12 protein-coding genes, 1 rRNA gene and 1 pseudogene are annotated in these 19,065 nt (G+C 73.1%); 11 read left to right on the top strand and 3 right to left on the bottom strand.

The genetic code is table 11. From position 1 onward, the window contains the following. Together rrf and ABZW03_RS19100 are read left to right on the top strand one after the other, a co-directional pair. Positions 1-87, top strand: a 5S ribosomal RNA gene (gene rrf, locus ABZW03_RS19105); the annotation flags it as partial. A 59-nt stretch (positions 88-146) separates the two neighbouring features. Next, positions 147-992, top strand: coding sequence for a phosphatase PAP2 family protein (locus ABZW03_RS19100; RefSeq protein WP_355259220.1), 846 nt, complete (start codon positions 147-149; stop codon positions 990-992). 62 nt (positions 993-1,054) lie between these two features. Here the strand turns inward: ABZW03_RS19100 and ABZW03_RS19095 are convergent, their stop codons facing one another. After that, the gene (locus ABZW03_RS19095; RefSeq protein ID WP_355259217.1) at positions 1,055-1,618 is read right to left on the bottom strand and encodes an acetate uptake transporter; all 564 of its coding nucleotides are present in this window, start codon (positions 1,616-1,618) and stop codon (positions 1,055-1,057) included. A 258-nt stretch (positions 1,619-1,876) separates the two neighbouring features. Next, positions 1,877-4,438, bottom strand: coding sequence for a SpoIIE family protein phosphatase (locus ABZW03_RS19090; RefSeq protein WP_355259214.1), 2,562 nt, complete (start codon positions 4,436-4,438; stop codon positions 1,877-1,879). Positions 4,439-4,984: 546 nt separating this feature from the next. Here ABZW03_RS19090 and ABZW03_RS19085 point away from each other — a divergent pair. The 9 genes from ABZW03_RS19085 to ABZW03_RS19045 all read left to right on the top strand — a co-directional run bounded on the left by ABZW03_RS19085 (position 4,985) and on the right by ABZW03_RS19045 (position 18,187). Continuing rightward, entirely contained in the window at positions 4,985-9,523 is a 4,539-nt protein-coding gene (locus ABZW03_RS19085) for a HAMP domain-containing protein (protein WP_355259226.1), read from the top strand. Positions 9,524-9,816: 293 nt separating this feature from the next. Then, a complete protein-coding gene (locus ABZW03_RS19080; protein ID WP_355259223.1) occupies positions 9,817-10,455 on the top strand; it encodes a response regulator in 639 nt (212 codons plus the stop codon). Between the two features lie 146 nt (positions 10,456-10,601). After that, the gene (locus tag ABZW03_RS19075; RefSeq protein ID WP_355259211.1) at positions 10,602-13,274 is read left to right on the top strand and encodes a DNA translocase FtsK; all 2,673 of its coding nucleotides are present in this window, start codon (positions 10,602-10,604) and stop codon (positions 13,272-13,274) included. Positions 13,275-13,555: 281 nt separating this feature from the next. Next, positions 13,556-14,410 carry a RodZ domain-containing protein gene (locus ABZW03_RS19070; protein WP_355259208.1) on the top strand — a complete coding sequence of 285 codons (855 nt, stop codon included), beginning with the start codon at positions 13,556-13,558 and terminating at the stop codon, positions 14,408-14,410. Positions 14,411-14,506: 96 nt separating this feature from the next. Then, on the top strand, positions 14,507-16,012 hold the full coding sequence (rimO, locus tag ABZW03_RS19065; RefSeq protein ID WP_355259205.1) for a 30S ribosomal protein S12 methylthiotransferase RimO: 1,506 nt from the start codon (positions 14,507-14,509) through the stop codon (positions 16,010-16,012). Then, positions 16,009-16,647 carry a CDP-diacylglycerol--glycerol-3-phosphate 3-phosphatidyltransferase gene (pgsA, locus tag ABZW03_RS19060; protein ID WP_355259202.1) on the top strand — a complete coding sequence of 213 codons (639 nt, stop codon included), beginning with the start codon at positions 16,009-16,011 and terminating at the stop codon, positions 16,645-16,647. Before rimO ends, pgsA begins: the two co-directional genes overlap by 4 nt. Before the next feature lie 17 nt (positions 16,648-16,664). After that, positions 16,665-17,147 (top strand): CinA family protein, encoded by a 483-nt coding sequence (locus ABZW03_RS19055; RefSeq protein ID WP_355259199.1) that lies wholly within the window; start codon positions 16,665-16,667, stop codon positions 17,145-17,147. A gap of 316 nt (positions 17,148-17,463) precedes the next feature. After that, on the top strand, positions 17,464-17,832 hold the full coding sequence (locus ABZW03_RS19050) for a helix-turn-helix transcriptional regulator (RefSeq protein WP_049660741.1): 369 nt from the start codon (positions 17,464-17,466) through the stop codon (positions 17,830-17,832). 55 nt (positions 17,833-17,887) lie between these two features. After that, positions 17,888-18,187, top strand: coding sequence for a hypothetical protein (locus tag ABZW03_RS19045; RefSeq protein WP_355259195.1), 300 nt, complete (start codon positions 17,888-17,890; stop codon positions 18,185-18,187). Between the two features lie 117 nt (positions 18,188-18,304). On the opposite strand, the pseudogene ABZW03_RS19040 reads toward ABZW03_RS19045, so the two are convergent. Then, a pseudogene (locus ABZW03_RS19040) lies at positions 18,305-19,065 on the bottom strand (DEAD/DEAH box helicase); the annotation flags it as partial.

The raw sequence follows: 19,065 nt of genomic DNA, 5'->3' as shown, positions 1-19,065 counted from the left end.
GGTTACATTCCGAACCCGGAAGCTAAGCCTTACAGCGCCGATGGTACTGCAGGGGGGACCCTGTGGGAGAGTAGGACGCCGCCGAACAATTCTTCCGAAAAGCCCCTTCCCATCCGGGAAGGGGCTTTTTGCGTTACCCTCTGCCAATGCAGAACCTGACCCTGACCTGGCAGTCCGCCGGGGCCGTCGCCGTCGGCCTCCATGCGGGCGCGTACGCCGCGGTGAAGGGCCGGAAGCCGGCGCTGTCCGCGCTGTTGCGGGAGGCCGGCACGCTGCTGGCGCTGTTCGCGCTCTGGCAGCTGGTCGGGCACCTCTCGGTGATGAGTACGGACCACGCGCTGGACCGCGCGAGCTGGATCCACCACACCGAGCAGGTGGTCGGACTGCCGGACGAGGCCTCCTGGCAGAAGGCGGTCACGCCGTACCCGGTCCTGGTGAGGCTGGCCAACTACTACTACGCGGTCATGCACTTCGCCGTCATGCTCGGCGTCCTGCTCTGGGTGTTCGTGCGGCACCGCGAGCGCTACGCGTGGGTGCGCAACACGGTGGTGATCACGACCGCGGTCTGTCTGCTGGTGCAGTTCGTCCCGGTGGCGCCGCCGCGGATGCTGCCGGAGAGCGGCTTCGTCGACGTGGCCGCCCAGTACGGGCAGTCGGTGTACGGCGGTGCGGTCGGCGGTGTGGTGGTGGCCGACCAGCTGTCGGCGATGCCCTCGGTGCACGTCGCCTGGTGCGTGCTGGCGGCGGTCGCGGTGATCCGGGTGTCGCGCAGTTCACTGCGTTGGGTGATGGTGCTGCACCCGGTGCTGACGGTGGCCGTGGTGGTCGTGACGGCCAACCACTTCTGGCTGGACGGCATCGTGGCCGTGCTGATCCTGTTCCTCGCCTACGCCGTGCTGGCGCTGTCGGCGCGCCGACGGGGCCGGGCGTCCGCCGAGACGGAGTTCCGGCCCCGCGGCACCGCCGGGGAGCGGCTGGAGCAGGTCGGCTGAACCGAGGTCGAACCCGAGGCGTGGACCGAACCGGGGCCGTCCCCGACCGGTCACCGGACAGGTCACCGGACCGGCAGGGAGACCTTCCCCCAGGAACCGTTGCTCAGCCCGGAGGTCGCCCAGTACCAGGCGGCGAGCCCGGACACGGCCGCGACCCAGCCGGCGGCCTTGCCCAGACCGCCGTAACCGCCGAAGGTGGCGACGGCGGAGAGCAGCAGGGAGACCGTCAGCAGGCCGTAGACGGCGCGGCTGAGCAGGTTGGCGCCCCAGCTCGCGGCGGTGAGGCTGAGGGCGAGCAGGGCCCACAGCAGCAGGAAGAGGCCGGCGGCGTTCCTACCCGCCCCGCCGGCCGCGGACCAGGTCGCCCAGAAGGCGCCGAGGCTGGTGAAGGCGGTTCCGGTGAAGCCCTCGCCGCCGCGGAGCTGCCAGAGGCCCGCGATGAAGAGGGTGGCGCCGCCGAGTACGTGGGCGAGGTGGGCCACGCTCCCGACTCCGGCGCCGTGCAGGACGCCGGTGGAGAGCAGGCCGTAGGCGAGCAGTGTGAGGCCGAGTGCGAGGTAGCCGAGGTTACCCGCGTCGGCTCCGGTGGAGCGGGCGTTCGTCGCCCCGGTAGCGTCGTTGCTCACCGGAGGCTCCTTTCACTCTGGGCGCGCGCAGGGCGCAGTGACGCTGTGGTGTCGTCGCGATGAGTGGATGCGCGCGACCGCGCCGAGGGCGCACGGCTGTGAGCGTGCGCGGGCCGCGGTCGAAGGTGATGGGCCATCGGAAGTGAGGGGCCGGCGGAGGACTGTTGGTCAGGTCCCCGCCGGACGGATTCCCGGTGGGATCGGTCTACCCGACGCCGCCCGCTTGTACCATTGTGAATATAACAATTTGTGACTGCGTCAGGCGTGGCGCTGGGTGGGCACCCGCAGGGTCAGGATCGCCATGTCGTCGGACGGCGGCTCCGGGGCGAAGCGCTCGACCGCGCGCTGCACCCGGGCCGCGACCGCCCCGGCGGTCAGGCCGGTGCAGCCGGTGAGCACCTCGGCGAGGCCGTCGTCGCCCAGCATCCGCCGGCCCTCGCGGCGTTCGGTGACCCCGTCGGTGACGCAGAGCAGGACCTCGCCGGGAGCGAGCACCAGGTGCTCGGCGGTGAGGTCGAGGTCGTCCATGACGCCGAGCAGCGGCTGCGGGGTGGCGGCGCGGTCGACCTGGCCATCGGTGCGCAGCCGCAGCGGCAGCGGGTGGCCGGCGCAGACCAGGGAGAGCTCGGTGCTGCCGTCCGGGCGGGGCGTCAGTTCGCCGTAGAGCAGGGTGAGGAAGCGGCTGCGCGCGCCCTCGTCCAGGATCGCCGCGTTGAGCCGGCGCAGCACCTGCGGGGCGTCCAGGCCCTCGCGGGCGAGCAGCCGCAGCGAGTGCCGGGCCAGGCCGGTGACCGAGGCGGCCTCGGGCCCGGTGCCGCAGACGTCGCCGATGGCGAAGCCGTAGGTGCCCTCGCGGATGGTGAACAGGTCGTAGAAGTCGCCGCCGACCTCGTTGCCCTCGCCGGCCGCCTGGTAGTAGACGTCCACCTCGACGCCGGGGATCTCCGGCAGGTCCGGCGGGAGCAGGCTGCGCTGGAGGGCCTGGCTGGTGGCGGTGCGCTCGGAGTAGAGGCGGGAGTTGTCCAGGGCCAGGGCGGCCCGGCGGGAGAGGTCCTCGGCGAGTTCGAGGATCTCCTGGCGGAACCGGACGCCGGCCGGGACGCCGAGCACCAGCAGGCCGATGACGCGGTTGCGGGCGGTCAGCGCGAGGAGGACGGTCTCGCCGAGCAGTCCGGCGAGTTCCGGGCCGTCGAGTCCGGCGGCCTCGACGGTCTCGGCGGGGGCCGTCCAGAACCGGACGCCGCCGTGGGTGGGGCCGGCCTCCGGGGCGGGGGTCTTGCCGAGCAGGTCGCGCAGCGGGTCGATGCGGTCCTCGTCCTCGTGCAGGACGAAGGCGAGCCGGGCCGTGGCGGCGTGGTCGGCGGTGGTGTAGACGGCGCACCAGGAGGCGAGGGTGGGGACGGCCATCTGGGCCATCAGCGCCAGGGTCTGCTCGTGTTCGAGGGTGCCGGCCAGCAGGTCGGAGGCCTCGACGAGGAAGGAGAGCGAGCCGCGGCGGAGCCGTTCGAGCTCGGTCAGCCGGGTGCTCTCGACCGCGAGGGCGACCCGGTCGGCGGCGAACTGCAGGCGCAGCGCGTCCTCGTTGTCGTAGCGGCCGGGCACGGCGGCGGCGATGCCGAGCGAGCCGATCAGCCGGCCCTCGACCTTGAGCGGGACGGTGACCAGGGAGCGCATCCCGCTGTCGGTGAGCAGCGGCAGGCCGGTGGGCCGGGCGGAGAGGTCCTCGTGGACGGAGGGCAGCCGGGCGGAGTCGTAGCGGTTGCCGGTTCCGACCGGGAAGCGGGCGTGGCGGCGGTGCCCGGCGGTGAGGCCGGTGGCGGCGCGGACCTCGAACTCGGCCTCGTCGTCGGTGGTGAGCAGCAGGTACGCGGCGTCGCCGTCGAGCAGGTCGCGGGCGCGTTCGACGGTGCGCTGCAGCAGGGTGTCGAGGTCGTCGGTGGCGACCGGGCCGGCCAGCAGGTCGAGCCGGGGGCCGGCCGGGTCGGGGCGCTCGCCGGGCAGGGCGCGGGCGGGGGAGCGCAGCACCGCGCGGTCGGGTTCGAGGACGAGCAGGCAGAGGGTGGAGGGGACGCCCTCGGTGTCGCGCAGCCGGACCTGGACGCCGTACACCTCGACCTCGCGGCCGTCCGGGCGGCGGACGCCGTAGCCGCCCTCCCAGCGGGCCATCCGCAGGGTGTCGGTCAGGCCGAGGCCGCGGGCGGGGGACTGCGGCCAGACCGCGAGGTCGGCCCAGGGACAGCCGAGGACGGCGGCGGCGGGGTACTGGAAGAGCGCCTCGGCATCCGGGTTCCAGGCCAGCACCCGGCCGTCCTCGTCGAGTTGGACGACGGCGGCGTGCACCGGGCCGGGGCCGCTGGGCAGGTCGCTGCCGGGGGTGGCGGGAACGGCATAGCGGGTTCCGGGCACCTGTGCGGGCAGCGTGAGGCGGAACCAGACGGTCTTGCGGCCGGCCGCGTACTCGACGCCCCACCGCTCGGCGAGCGCGGAGCACATCAGCAGGCCGCGGCCGCCCTCGCCGTCCGGGTCGGCGAAGCGGTCGGAGGCGTGGACCGGACCGTCGCCGAGCGAGGGCAGTCCGCGCTCGGGGTGGTGGTCGGTGACCTCGATCCGGACGCTGCCCTCCTCGCGCAGGCAACAGACCTCCGCGGGGGTGCCGGCGTGCACGACGGCGTTGGTGACGAGCTCGCTGACCAGCACGACCGCGTCGTCGACGACCTCGGGCAGGCCCCAGCCGAGCAGCGCGTCCCGGACGAAGCCCCGTGCGGCGGCCGCGGACCGGCCGTCGGGGTCGAAGGTGGCGGCTGCGCGCGCGGTGACCACGTTGCCACTTCTCCTCTGCTGCTCTTGCCCTGGCTGCCCGGGGGTGCGGCGCCGACTCCCCGTGCGCGCCGTCGGGGTGAGCGGCGGCGCTGGGTCGGGTCGTGGCCCGGTGCAGCGCTCCACCCTACTTTCCGCTTGGTTCCCCGTGGGGGTGGGGAGCCGAAACAGGCACCAGAGGGTGATTCTGCCCACCCGATCGGGACGGTGCGGTACGAACCGAGCGCAACCGGCCGTGCACCGGCTGCCGGTGCTGCCAGACTGGGGGGTCCGCGACGGCCGGTGCGAGCAGTACGGTCGTGTGGGTGCCGGCGCGTCGAGGACCCGCCGTCGGCACGCGGCCCAGCCGGGCCGGTGCCCGGGTGCGTGCCGCACCGGCACGGTAGGTCACCGGACAGTTCACGATGTGGGAGGGGCCCGTTGAGTTCGGCCACCAAGGACGCAACCGGAACGACGCCGCCCGCCCCGCGCGGCGGGCGCCCCGGGGCCGTGCCGCGGAACGCGGCCGGCCGCCGGGCGGGCCACAACCGCGGCGCGGAGCCCGCCGAGCTGCGCAAGCTGCTGTCGGCGCTGACCGCGATGCGGGACGGCAACTTCCGCCGCCGGCTGACCGTCCCCGGGGACGGGCCGCTGGCCGAGATCGCCGCGGTGTTCAACGAGGTCGCCGAGCGCAACCAGCACCTGACGGGTGAACTGGCGCGGGTCCGGCGGGCGGTGGGCCGCGAGGGCCGGCTGAACGAGCGGCTGGAGACCGGCGCGGGCGAGGGCGCCTGGATGGCGGCGGTCGACAACTGCAACGCGCTGATCGACGACCTGGCCCGCCCGATGGCCGAGGTGGGCCGGGTGCTCACCTCGATCGCCGAGGGCGACCTGGACCAGAAGATGGAGCTGCGCTCGCTGCACAGCAACGGGGTGAGCCACCCGCTGCGCGGCGAGTACCTGAAGATCGGGCGGACCGTCAACGGGCTGGTGGACCAGCTCTCCGAGTTCACCGACGAGGTGACCCGGGTGGCCCGCGAGGTCGGCACCGAGGGCAAGCTCGGCGGCCAGGCCAAGGTCCGCAGCGTGTCCGGCAGTTGGAAGGACCTGGCGGACTCGGTCAACACCATGGCGGGCCGGCTGACCGCCCAGGTGCGCAACATCGCCCAGGTGACCACGGCGGTGGCCAAGGGCGACCTGTCCCGCAAGGTCACCGTCGAGGTGGCCGGCGAGATGCTGGAGCTGAAGAACACCGTCAACACGATGGTGGACCAGCTGAACGGGTTCGCCGCCCAGGTCACCACGGTGGCCCGGGACGTGGGGACGGAGGGCCGGCTCGGCGGTCAGGCCCAGGTGCCGGGCGTGGCCGGGGTCTGGCGGGACCTGACCGACTCGGTGAACTTCATGGCCGACAACCTGACCGGCCAGGTGCGCAACATCGCCCAGGTGACCACGGCGGTGGCGCGCGGGGACCTCTCGCAGAAGATCGAGGTGGACGCGCGCGGCGAGATGCTGGAGCTGAAGAACACCATCAACACGATGGTCGACCAGCTCTCCGGCTTCGCCGAGCAGGTGACCAGGGTGGCCCGCCAGGTGGGCACCGAGGGGCGGCTCGGCGGCCAGGCGCAGGTGCCCTGGGCGGCCGGGGTCTGGCGGGACCTGACCGACAACGTCAACTTCATGGCGAACAACCTCACCGATCAGGTGCGCAACATCGCCCAGGTGACGACCGCGGTCGCCAAGGGCGACCTGTCGCAGAAGATCCAGGTGGACGCGCGCGGGGAGATCCTGGAGCTGAAGAACACCATCAACACGATGGTGGACCAGCTGGGCGCCTTCGCGGACGAGGTCACCCGGGTGGCCCGGGACGTCGGCACCGAGGGCATCCTCGGCGGCCAGGCCAGCGTGCCCGGCGTGGCCGGCATCTGGAAGGACCTGACCAACTCCGTCAACCTGATGGCCAACAACCTGACCAGCCAGGTCCGGAACATCGCCGAGGTGACCACGGCGGTGGCCCGCGGCGACGTCTCCAAGAAGATCACCGTCGACGCCCGGGGCGAGATCCTGGAGCTGGTGACGACCGTCAACACCATGGTCGACCAGCTGTCGGCGTTCGCCGACGAGGTGACCCGGGTCGCCCGCGAGGTGGGCACCGAGGGCATCCTGGGCGGCCAGGCCCGGGTGCGCGGGGTGTCGGGCATCTGGAAGGACCTGACCGACAACGTCAACTTCATGGCGTCCAACCTGACCGGCCAGGTGCGGAACATCGCCGAGGTCGCCACCGCGGTGGCCCGCGGCGACCTCTCCAAGAAGATCAGCATCGAGGCGCAGGGCGAGGTCGCGGCGCTCGCCGGGACCCTGAACACCATGGTCGACCAGCTCTCCTCCTTCGCGGTGGAGGTCACCCGGGTGGCCCGCGAGGTCGGCACCGACGGCACCCTGGGCGGCCAGGCGAGCGTGCCGGGGGTGGCCGGCATCTGGAAGGACCTGACCGACAACGTCAACCTGATGGCCAACAACCTCACCGGCCAGGTGCGGAACATCGCGCTGGTGATCACCGCGGTCGCCCGCGGCGACCTCTCGCAGAAGATCGACGTCGACGCGCGCGGCGAGATCCTCCAGCTCAAGACCAGCATCAACACCATGGTCGACCAGCTCTCCGCGTTCGCCGACGAGGTCACCCGGGTCGCCCGCGAGGTCGGCACCGACGGGCGGCTCGGCGGCCAGGCCCGGGTGCCCGGCGTGGACGGCACCTGGCAGGACCTGACCGAGTCGGTGAACGAACTGGCCAACAACCTGACCCGGCAGGTGCGCGCGATCGCCCAGGTCGCCACCGCGGTGACCAGGGGCGACCTGAGCCTGCGGATCGACGTGGACGCCGCGGGCGAGCTCGACGAGCTCAAGGACAACATCAACCAGATGATCGCCAACCTGCGCGAGACCACCCGCACCAACCAGGAGCAGGACTGGCTCAAGACCAACCTGGCCCGGATCTCCGGCCTGCTCCAGGGCCGCCGGGACCTGGAGGCGGTCGCCTCGCTGATCATGACCGAGCTGACCCCGGTGGTCTCCGCCCAGCACGGCGCCTTCTTCCTCGCCCAGCCGGCCGGCCGCACCGCCGAACTGATCACCGAGGACGACGACGAGAACGACACCGTGCTGCGCCTGATCGGCAGCTACGGCTACCAGCGGCGGGCGATGCCGACCACCTTCCGGCCCGGCGAGTCGCTGATCGGCCAGGCCGCGGTGGAGAAGCGGGCGATCATCCTCAAGGAGGCGCCGCCCGGGTACCTGAAGATCGCCTCCGGGCTCGGCGAGGCCTCCCCGGCCCACATCGTGGTGCTGCCGGTGCTGTTCGAGGGCCGGCTGCTGGGCGTGATCGAACTGGCCACCTTCAGCTCCTTCACCACCGTCGCGCTGGACTTCCTGAACCAGATCGCCGACCTGATCGGCGTCACCGTCAACACCATCAGCGTCAACACCAAGACCGAGGGCCTGCTGCTGGAGTCCCAGCGCCTCACCGCCGAACTCTCGATGCGGTCCGCCGAGTTGGAGGCGCGCCAGGAGGAACTGGAGCGCACCAACGAGGAGTTGCAGGAGAAGGCCGAGCAACTCGCCCAGCAGAACCGCGACATCGAGATCAAGAACGGCGAGATCGAGGAGGCCCGGCAGGTCCTGGAGGAGCGCGCCGAGCAGCTCGCCCTGGCCTCCCGGTACAAGAGCGAGTTCCTCGCCAACATGTCGCACGAGCTGCGCACCCCGCTCAACTCGCTGCTGATCCTGGCCAAGCTGCTCTCCGACAACAACGAGGGCAACCTCTCGCCCAAGCAGGTCGAGTTCGCCGACACCATCCACGGCGCGGGCTCCGACCTGCTCCAGCTGATCAACGACATCCTCGACCTGTCCAAGGTCGAGGCCGGCAAGATGGACGTCCGCCCGGCCCGGATCGCCCTGGTCCAGCTGGTCGACTACGTCGAGGCCACCTTCCAGCCGGTCGCGCTGGACAAGAACCTGGACTTCGCCGTCCGGGTCTCGCCCGCCCTGCCGGTCACCCTGCACACCGACGAGCAGCGCCTCCAGCAGGTGCTGCGGAACCTGATCTCCAACGCGGTGAAGTTCACCGACTCCGGAGCCGTCGACTTCTCGATCCGCCCGGCCGGGCGCGAGGTCCCGCAGCACGTGCGCGAGCGGCTGCTGGAGTCCGGTTCGATCCAGGGCCCGGACGACGAGCTGATCGCCTTCGCGGTCTCCGACACCGGCATCGGCATCCCCGGCAACAAGCTGCGGGAGATCTTCGAGGCGTTCAAGCAGGCCGACGGCACCACCAGCCGCAAGTACGGCGGCACCGGCCTCGGCCTGTCGATCAGCCGCGAGATCGCCCGGCTGCTCGGCGGCGAGATCCACGCCGAGAGCGAGCTGGGCAAGGGCTCCACCTTCACGCTCTACCTGCCGCTGCGCACCGAGGCCCCGGAGGCTCCCGCCGACCCGCGCCAGGCCGCGCCGAACGGACTGGCGGCGCGTGCCTCGGTCGGGGTGACCCCGGTGGGCCTGCCGGTGCCGGTCGGCGAGAACCCGGCCGACCACTGGGCCCAGGAGGTCCGCGAGCTGGCCGAGGAGCGCCGCCGCGGCGCGCTGGAGCGCCGGCGCACCGCCGCCCTGGAGAGCGCCGCCGGGCCGCGGACGGTGGAGCCCGTGCCGCCCCGCCCGGTCGACGGCGACCGGCGCTTCGACGGCCAGCAGGTGCTGATCGTGGACGACGACGTCCGCAACGTGTTCGCCCTCACCAGCGTCCTGGAGCAGCACGGCCTGACCGTCCTGTACGCCGAGAACGGCCGCGAGGGCATCGAGATGCTGGAGCAGCACGAGAACGTCGCGCTGGTCCTGATGGACATCATGATGCCGGAGATGGACGGCTACGCGACCACCGAGGCGATCCGCCGGATGCCCCAGTTCGCCGGCCTGCCGATCATCGCGCTGACCGCCAAGGCGATGAAGGGCGACCGGGAGAAGTCGCTGCAGGCGGGTGCCACCGACCACATCACCAAGCCGGTGGAGACGGACCACCTGCTGTCGGTCATGCGCGAGTGGCTGAACGCCGACCGCGCGTGACCGCGGGGGAGGCGTGAACCCCGGCCCGGGCCCCGGGGTTCACCTCGGCCGGTCGGTCGGTTTGCTGGCGGTCGGCCCCGGGAACCGGGTAGGGTCACCGATCGTTGCGAACAGTGACCGGACGGCGACACGCTGCTGAGCGTGCGCCGGAGCACTGGCTGCGCGCCGCTCCGGATCGGGTGACGACGGGGCGATGTGCCGGGCGAGGGGGTGCGGCTAGCATGACCGGGGTAGCGGTGGGCAGTACGCGGGTGCCTGCACCGGGCGGCAGGCAGGCGACAGGAGGGCGAGCCCTGATGCAGAAGGCCAAGATCCTCCTGGTCGACGACCGACCGGAGAACCTGCTGGCGCTGGAGGCGATCCTCTCGGCCCTGGACCAGACGCTGGTGCGCGCGGCCTCCGGCGAGGAGGCGCTCAAGGCGCTGCTCACCGACGACTTCGCGGTGATCCTGCTGGACGTCCAGATGCCGGGGATGGACGGCTTCGAGACCGCCGCCCACATCAAGCGCCGCGAGCGCACCCGGGACATCCCGATCATCTTCCTGACCGCGATCAACCACGGCCCGCACCACACCTTCCGCGGCTACGCGGCCGGCGCGGTGGACTACATCTCCAAGCCCTTCGACCCGTGGGTGCTGCGCGCCAAGGTCTCCGTCTTCGTCGACCTGTACGCGAAGAACTGCCAGCTGAAGGAGCAGGCCGCGCTGCTGCGCCTGCAGCTGGAGGAGGGCGGCGACGGGCAGGCCCTGGGCGGGGCGCTGCTGGGCGAGCTGTCCGCCCGGCTGGCGGCCGTCGAGGAGCAGGCGGAGGCGCTCGGCAAGCAGCTGGACGGGGTCGAGGACACCGGGGTGGCGGCCACCGTCGCGCACCTGGAGCGCAAGCTCGCGGGGCTGCGCCGGGCCCTGGACGCGATGCGTCCGGGCAGTCCCTGATCCCCTGTCGGCGCTCACCCGTCCGGGTGATCCGATGCGGCGACCGGGTGAATCCGGGTCAGGGTGACGGTGTGTCTGCGACACGTCCGGGCCCCCGGGCTCGGGCACATGTGCAGTGGTCGCCCGCCCCGGTAGGCTGCTGACCCATGGCCACTCGCACGCCCGGGAACGCAGCACGTAAGACGAGTCCGGGACCGTCCAGGAAGACGGCGGCGAAGGCCCCGGGCAAGCCGCCCGCGAAGAAGGCGGCGGCGAAGAAGGCGGCTCCCGCGAAGAAGACGGCGGCCAAGCCGGCCGCACCCCCGCCGAAGCCGTCCAGGTCGGTGCTGATGGGCGCGCTCAACGCCCTGGCGAGCCCGATCGCCGCGATCTTCCGGGGCTTCGGCGACGGCGCGAAGAACCTCGACCCGGCCCACCGCAAGGACGGCGTGGGCCTGCTGCTGTTCGCGCTCGCGCTGGTGACCGCGGCCGGCACCTGGTTCAGCCCGCAGGGCTGGCTGGGCGAGGCGGCCACCGCCGTGGTGTCCGGCCTGTTCGGCCGGCTCGACGTGCTGGTGCCGTTCCTGCTGGCCGCGATGGCGATCCGGCTCTGGCGCCACCCGGAGCTGCCGGAGGCCAACGGCCGGATCATGATCGGGCTGAGCGCGCTGCTGGTCGGCGTCCTCGGCCTGGTCCACATCGGCTGCGGCGCGCCCATGATGGGCAGCGGCGCCTCCCGGATAAGGGCGGCCGGCGGGATCATCGGCTGGGCCGCGTCCACCCCGATGATGGCCGCCGCCGGGCCCGCCCTGGCCGTGCCGCTGCTCCTGCTGCTGGCCTTCTTCGGCCTGCTGGTGGTCACCGCGACCCCGGTCAACCGCATCCCGGAGCGGCTGCGGTCGATCGGCATACGGCTCGGGGTGGTCGAGCCCGGGCCGGAGGACGGGCACTGGGGGCGCACGCCGGAGCGCGAGCTGTCCACCGACCCGCCGGAGGACGCCGACCCCGACGCGCTGCCGTTCACCGTGGACACCGACGGTGACGACCCCTCGGACGAGGTGGCCGCCCGCCGGCGCCGCCGCCGGCGCAAGCAGGCCGACGAGCCGGAGGACGCCGAGCGGATCTCCCTGGACAAGGAGCCGCTGGACCCGTACGCCACCCGCGACCTCGCCGCCGGCGCGGCCGCCGACCTGGACGGCGCGCTGGTCTACGGCGTGCCCGCCTCCTCCGCGGTGGCGGACATGATGCACCAGGTGCAGGACCGCACCGCCCCGCCGGAGGAGCCCGCCGTCCCGGCCGCCCGCAGCGGCGGCCCGGGCGCGCCCGAGGAGCACGGCGCGGCGCCGGTGCGGATGGAGCAGCTCCAGCTCGGCGAGGGGATCACCTACGCGCTGCCCTCGCTCGACCTGCTGGAGCGCGGCGGCCCGGCCAAGGCCCGCAGCGCCCTCAACGACGAGGTGGTCGCCCAGCTCACCGGCACCTTCGCCGAGTTCAAGGTGGACGCCAAGGTCACCGGCTTCACCCGGGGCCCGACGGTCACCCGCTACGAGGTCGAGCTCGGCCCGGCCGTCAAGGTGGAGCGGATCACCGCGCTCGCCAAGAACATCGCGTACGCGGTGGCCAGTCCGGACGTGCGGATCATCAGCCCGATCCCGGGCAAGTCCGCGGTCGGCATCGAGATCCCCAACCGGGACCGCGAGATGGTCAACCTCGGCGACCTGCTGCGCTCGCGCACGGCCGCCGAGGACACCCACCCGATGGTCGTCGGCATGGGCAAGGACGTCGAGGGCCACACCGTGATGGCCAACCTCGCCAAGATGCCGCACATCCTGGTGGCCGGCGCGACCGGCGCGGGCAAGTCGTCCTGCATCAACTGCCTGATCACCTCGATCCTCGCCCGGGCCACCCCGGACGAGGTGCGGATGGTGCTGGTCGACCCCAAGCGGGTCGAGCTGACCGCCTACGAGGGCATCCCGCACCTGATCACGCCGATCATCACCAACCCCAAGAAGGCCGCCGAGGCCCTCCAGTGGGTGGTGCGCGAGATGGACATGCGCTACGACGACCTCGCGGCGTTCGGCTTCCGGCACGTGGACGACTTCAACGCGGCGGTGCGGGCCGGCAAGGTCACCCCGCCGCTGGGCAGCGAGCGCGAGCTGACGCCGTACCCGTACCTGCTGGTGATCGTCGACGAGCTGGCCGACCTGATGATGGTCGCGCCGCGCGACGTCGAGGACTCGGTGGTCCGGATCACCCAGCTGGCCCGCGCGGCCGGCATCCACCTGGTGCTCGCCACCCAGCGGCCCTCGGTGGACGTGGTCACCGGCCTGATCAAGGCCAACGTGCCGTCCCGGCTGGCCTTCGCGACCTCCGCGATGGCCGACTCCCGGGTCATCCTGGACCAGCCCGGCGCGGAGAAGCTGATCGGCAAGGGCGACGCGCTCTTCCTGCCGATGGGCGCGAGCAAGCCGATCCGCATGCAGGGCGCGTTCGTCACCGAGGCGGAGATCGCCAAGGTGGTGCAGCACTGCAAGGACCAGCTGACCGCCGTCTACCGGGACGACGTGACGGCCGGGGGCGGGCCGAAGAAGGAGATCGACGAGGAGATCGGCGACGACCTGGACCTGCTGATCCAGGCGGCCGAGCTGGTGGTCTCCACCCAGTTCGGCTCGACCTCGATGCTCCAGCGCAAGCTCCGGGTCGGCTTCGCCAAGGCGGGCCGGCTGATGGACCTGATGGAGTCGCGCGGGATCGTCGGCCCGAGCGAGGGCTCCAAGGCCCGCGACGTGCTGGTGAAGCCGGACGAGCTGGACGGGGTGCTGATCACCCTTCGGGGCTGACCGGCCGGGCCCGCGCGGGCCCGGCCCGTGTCCTGACCGAGGTGTCACTCGTTCGGTGGAGGGTAGGCGCCGTGCGGGGAACCGAACGTGCGTACACCGCGTCCCACGGCGGAAGGCGGACCCCGGGTCCCCCGCGCGGCTCCGCCGACGACCCGTCAGCGGAGTGCGGGCCCCGGTCGCACCGGGTACGCGCATTCGGGCCCGTTCCGCTTGAGAAACGATCCGCCCCCGCCCCTAGACTGTTCCCCAGCAGGTGGCCATCCGCTCGAAAGGCGTGCCCCGTGACCATCGGCAAGTCCTCCGACCGCGAGAACACCGTGCCGTCCGTCGACCCGGCCGACGACCCGGTGCAGGCGGCCGATGCCCCGAGCATCGGCCGGGTGCTGTCCACCGCCCGGATCGACGCGGGGCTCACGGTGGACCAGGTGAGTACCGCCACCCGGGTGCGGGTGCCGATCGTCCACGCCATCGAGGCGGACGACTTCGCCCGGTGCGGCGGCGACTTCTACGCGCGCGGGCACATCCGCCTGATCGCCCGGGTGGTCGGCCTGGACGGCGAGGAGCTGGTCGCCCGGTACGACGCCGCGCACGGCGGCTCGCCGGCCGCCAGGCGCCCGGCGACCCAGCTGATCGACAGCGGCCCGATCAAGGTGCCCCGCCGCGGCCGGCCGAACTGGGCGGCCGCCATGGTGGCCGCGATCGTCGCCGTGGTCGCGCTGATCGGCTTCAACCTGGTCAGCGGCAAGGACGGGCGCGGCACCACCGGCTCGGCCAGCGCGCCGCTGCCCAGCGGCTCCGGGACCGGCTCGGTGGCCCCCGCCGTCCAGCCGCCGGCGCCCGCGCCGAGCGCCGCCGCGATCGCCGCCGTCCCGGCCGACAAGGTCACCGTGAAGCTGGTCGCCGAGGGCGGCACCAGCTGGGTCTCGGCGATGGACGGCAGCGGCAAGTCGCTGTTCCAGAACAACATCGGCGACGGCCAGGACCAGACCTTCACCGACCCCAAGCAGATCAAGCTGGTGCTGGGCAACGGCGGGGCCGTGCACGCGTACGTCAACGGGAAGGACCTCGGCCTCCTCGGCAAGGACGGCCAGGTGGTGCACGTCACGTACACCCCCGGAGACCCGCAGGCGGGCTGACCACAGGGGTCGGAGGGCCCGCTGATGATCAGCTGATCCGAGGCGCGCGGCCTCCGGGGCGAACGGCACCGGAGCCCGCGCGTTAATCTTGGCCCTATGCCTGAACGCCGTACTGTCGCCCTTGTCACGCTCGGATGCGCCCGCAACGAGGTGGACTCCGAGGAACTCGCCGGGCGACTGGAAGCCGACGGCTGGTTGCTCGTCGACGACGCCACCGAGGCGGACGTCGCCGTGGTCAACACCTGCGGCTTCGTCGAGGCCGCCAAGAAGGACTCGGTGGACGCCCTGCTGGAGGCCAACGACCTCAAGGGGCACGGCCGCACCCAGGCCGTCGTGGCCGTCGGCTGCATGGCCGAGCGGTACGGCAAGGAGCTCGCCGACGCCCTCCCCGAGGCGGACGGCGTCCTCGGCTTCGACGACTACGCCGACATCTCCGACCGCCTCCAGACCATCCTCTCCGGCGGCCACCACGCCCCGCACCTCCCGCGCGACCGCCGCAAGCTGCTGCCGATCAGCCCGGCCGAGCGGCAGACCGCCGCCGGGACCGTCGCCCTGCCCGGCCACGGCGCCGAGGCCGCCGCCGAGCCGATCGCCGACCTGCCCGAGGGCCTCGCCCCGGCCTCCGGCCCGCGCACCCTGCGCAAGCGGCTGGACGACAACCCGGTCGCCTCGGTCAAGCTGGCCTCCGGCTGCGACCGGCGCTGCTCCTTCTGCGCCATCCCGGCCTTCCGCGGCTCCTTCATCTCCCGCCGGCCCTCCGACGTGCTGCACGAGGCCCAGTGGCTGGCAGGGCAGGGCGTGCGCGAGATCGTCCTGGTGAGCGAGAACAACACCTCGTACGGCAAGGACCTCGGCGACATCCGGCTGCTGGAGACGCTGCTCGGCGAGATCGCCGCGATCGAGGGCGTCGAGCGGGTGCGGGTCTCCTACCTCCAGCCGGCCGAGATGCGCCCGGGTCTGATCGACTCGATGACCGGGACCACCGACGTGGTGCCGTACTTCGACCTGTCCTTCCAGCACTCGGCGCCCGCCGTGCTGCGCCGGATGCGCCGCTTCGGCTCCACCGACCAGTTCCTGGAGCTGCTGAAGACCATCCGCGACAAGGCCCCGCAGGCCGGCGCCCGGTCCAACTTCATCGTCGGCTTCCCCGGGGAGACCGAGGAGGACTTCGCCGAGCTGGAGCGTTTCGTCACGCACGCCGGCCTGGACGCGATCGGCGTCTTCGGCTACTCGGACGAGGACGGCACCGAGGCCGCGACCTACGACGGCAAGCTCGCCGAGGACGTGATCGCCGAGCGGCTGGACCGGCTGAGCCGGCTGGCCGAGGAGATGACCGCCCAGCGGGCCGAGCAGCGGATCGGCACCGAGGTCGAGGTGCTGATCGAGTCGATCGAGGACGGCGTGGTCGAGGGCCGCGCCGCCCACCAGGCGCCGGAGACGGACGGCCTGACCACCCTCACCGGGGCCGAGGCCCCCGCGGTCGGCCAGTTCTGGCGGGCCAAGGTGGTCGCCAGCGAGGGCGTCGACCTGATCGCCGAGGCGCTGGAGCAGGTGCGGCTGCCCGGGACCGCGGGAGCCGAGGCCCCGGGAGCCGGGGAATGACCAACGGGCCCGGCGCCCCGGCCGCGGCCCACCCGGGGAGACCGGTGGCCGCGACGCCGTCGACCCCGGGGGTCTGGAACATCGCCAACGTGCTCACGATGGTGCGGGTGCTGCTGGTGCCCGTCTTCGTGGCGCTGCTGTTCGCCGACGGGGGGCACAACCCCAAGTGGCGCTCGGTCGCCTGGGCCTCGTTCGCGATCGCGATGATCACCGACCTGTTCGACGGTGAACTGGCCCGGCGCAAGGGCCTGGTCACCGACTTCGGGAAGATCGCCGACCCGATCGCCGACAAGGCGATCATGGGCTCGGCGCTGATCGGCCTCTCGCTGCTCGGCGACCTGCCCTGGTGGGTCACCGTGGTGATCCTCTCCCGCGAGCTCGGCATCACGCTGATGCGGTTCTGGGTGATCCGCTACGGGGTCATCCCGGCCAGCCGCGGCGGCAAGCTGAAGACGCTGACCCAGGGCACCGCGGTCGGCATGTACGTGCTGGACCTGACGGGCTGGCTGGCCACCGGGCGGGCCGTGCTGATGGGGCTGGCGGTGCTGCTGACCGTCGGCACCGCGCTGGACTACATCGGACAGGCGGTGCGACTGCGCCGCGAGGGCCGGGCCGCGGCGCAGTCGGGCCGCTGAACGACGGGGGGAACCGGGTGGCGGAGCGGGACTACGAGCTGGCCGAGCGGGCGCACGCCGCGCTGCGGGCCGAGGGCGGCACGCTGGCCGTCGCCGAGTCGCTGACCGGGGGTCTGCTGGCCGCCGCGCTGGTCGACGTCCCCGGGGCGTCAAAGACCTTCCGGGGCTCGGTCACCGCGTACGCGACCGAGCTGAAGGCCTCGGTGCTCGGGGTGGACGAGGGCCTGCTGGACGTGTACGGGCCGGTCCACCCGGTGGTGGCCCGGCAGATGGCCGAGGGCGTACGGGGGCTGCTGGGGGCCACGTACGGGCTCGCGACGACCGGGGTGGCCGGGCCGGACCCGCAGGACGGGCAGCCGGTGGGCACCGTACACCTGGCGCTGGCCGGCCCGGGCGGAACTCTGGTCAGTTCCCCCCTGCTGTCGGGGGGTCGTGCCACAATCCGTCACGGGGCGGTGACCGCCGCGCTGGAGCTGCTGGTCGGCCGGTTCGCCCGCTAGGCGCCCGCCGGGCCGGATCTCCACCGAACCGAGATCTGCCGATCTGGCGCGCGGGCATGGACAGCTGGAGGATCGTGTTACATCCAACACCCTGGTTGGGCAGAAACCAGGTGGCGAACGAGTTGCGTGACGGTGACCGGGTGGGTCGCCACGGGTACCACGAGGGGCCCGCGAACCCGGGTGCGACACCGGAACGAGGAGGGGGACGGCCTTGCAGCCCAGAGTGAACACGACCAGGGTCCCCGCACGCGAAGCGGGCAAGGCGGTACGGTGGGGGCGTGACATCTCGATCCGCAGTCCGAGGAGGGAGGCACCGATGATCCTGCTCCGTCGCCTACTGGGCGATGTACTGCGTCGGCAGCGCCAGCGCCAGGGCCGCACACTCCGCGAGGTGTCGGCGGCCGCCAGGGTTTCGCTCGGGTACCTCTCCGAGGTCGAGCGGGGACAGAAGGAGGCCTCCTCGGAGCTGCTCTCCGCCATCTGCGACGCACTCGACGTCCGGATGTCCGAGGTCATGCGCGAGGTCAGCGACGAACTGTCGCTCGCCGAACTTGCGGCGATGGCCACCCTCTCCGAAGGTGATCTGCTGAGGCCGGTACTCGAACCGGTTCCGCTGCCCGCCCCCGGCACCGACCGGGCGAACATGTCGCCCAAGGCCGCCGCGATGGACGTGGTCGCCGCCTGATCCCGGCCTCGACTCCCGGGCGTCCCTGCCCGGGGCGAGCGAAGGGAGGGCGGTCGTGCGAACAGACGTACGGAAGCGCCCGACGGCCCGAATACGGGCCCGGGCGCTGCTGTTCCTCCGGGTGCCGCGTCCGCTGCGATGGGTGCTGGCGGCCTCGGCGGCCGGGCTCGCCTGGTGGTTCCTGGTGGTCCGGGGACAGCTGACCGACGGTGCGGTGCTGGGGCTGCTCGCGGCCGGCGGCTGGGGGCTCGGTCTCATCCCGGTCCACGCCGACTGGAGCGCGACCGGACCGGACCGGCGCCCGCGCGCGGAGCCGGTGGGACCGGCGGAGGCGCAGCCGCCGCCGATCGGGTGAATCGACGTGGCCGGGGGTCGCGGGGTGTTCGGCCCCGTGGCCCCCGGCGTCTTCGTGTGCGGTCCGATCTTCGCGCGCGGTCCGGTCCTCCTGCGCGGTCCGGTCTTCCCGCGCGGGTCAGGGGCGCAGGCGCAGGCCGCGCGGGGTGGCGTGGAAGCCCGCCTCCTCCAGGGCGCGGCCGAGGTCCGAGCCGAGGGCGGGCTCGCCGTTGGCCCGTTCGACCGTGACGCTGCCGAGCGCGCCCTCCCGGACGGCGGCCGCGAGCGCCCCGGCGGCCAGCGCCCGGGTGGGCTCGTCCTGCGGCCACGCCAGCAGGGACTTGCCGCCGCGTTCGACGTACAGCGCCAGCTCGCCGTCCACCAGGACCACCAGGGCGCCCGCCTTGCGGCCCGGGCGGTGGGCGGTGGACTCCTTGCCGCCGGGGGCGGTGGGCGGTTCGGGCCAGGGCAGGGCGGCGCCGTAGGCGTTGGCCGGATCGGCGGCGGCCAGCACCAGTGTCTGCGGCGGCTCGCCGGCCGGGGCGGTCGGCCACTCGGCGGCCCGGGCCCGCTCCAGCCGGCCGTTCACCGAGCGCAGCCGGTCGGCCGCGCCCTCCATGGCGAACTGGGCGCCGCCCAGGCCCTCGACGAAGTAGCCCCGGCGGGCCCGGCCGCGCTCCTCCATCGCGGCGAGCACCCGGTAGACCCCGGCGAAGCCGCCGGGCACCCGTTCGGCCGCCACCGTGCCCCGGGTGAGCAGGCCGTGCCGGTCCAGCAGGCTCTGCGCCTGGGCGGTGGCCCGGACCGTCGGGTCGGCGGCGAGGGCGGGCAGCAGCGACCAGCGGCCGACGAACTGCCGGCCCCGGTCCAGTCGGTGTTCGGCTGGGTGATCCGCGAGGC

It is taken from the genome of Kitasatospora sp. NPDC004799 (genome assembly GCF_040609095.1).
GTDB lineage: Bacteria > Actinomycetota > Actinomycetes > Streptomycetales > Streptomycetaceae > Kitasatospora.
The sequence above is the reverse complement of the archived record's forward strand: the minus strand, read 5'-3'. Positions and strand labels throughout refer to the sequence as shown.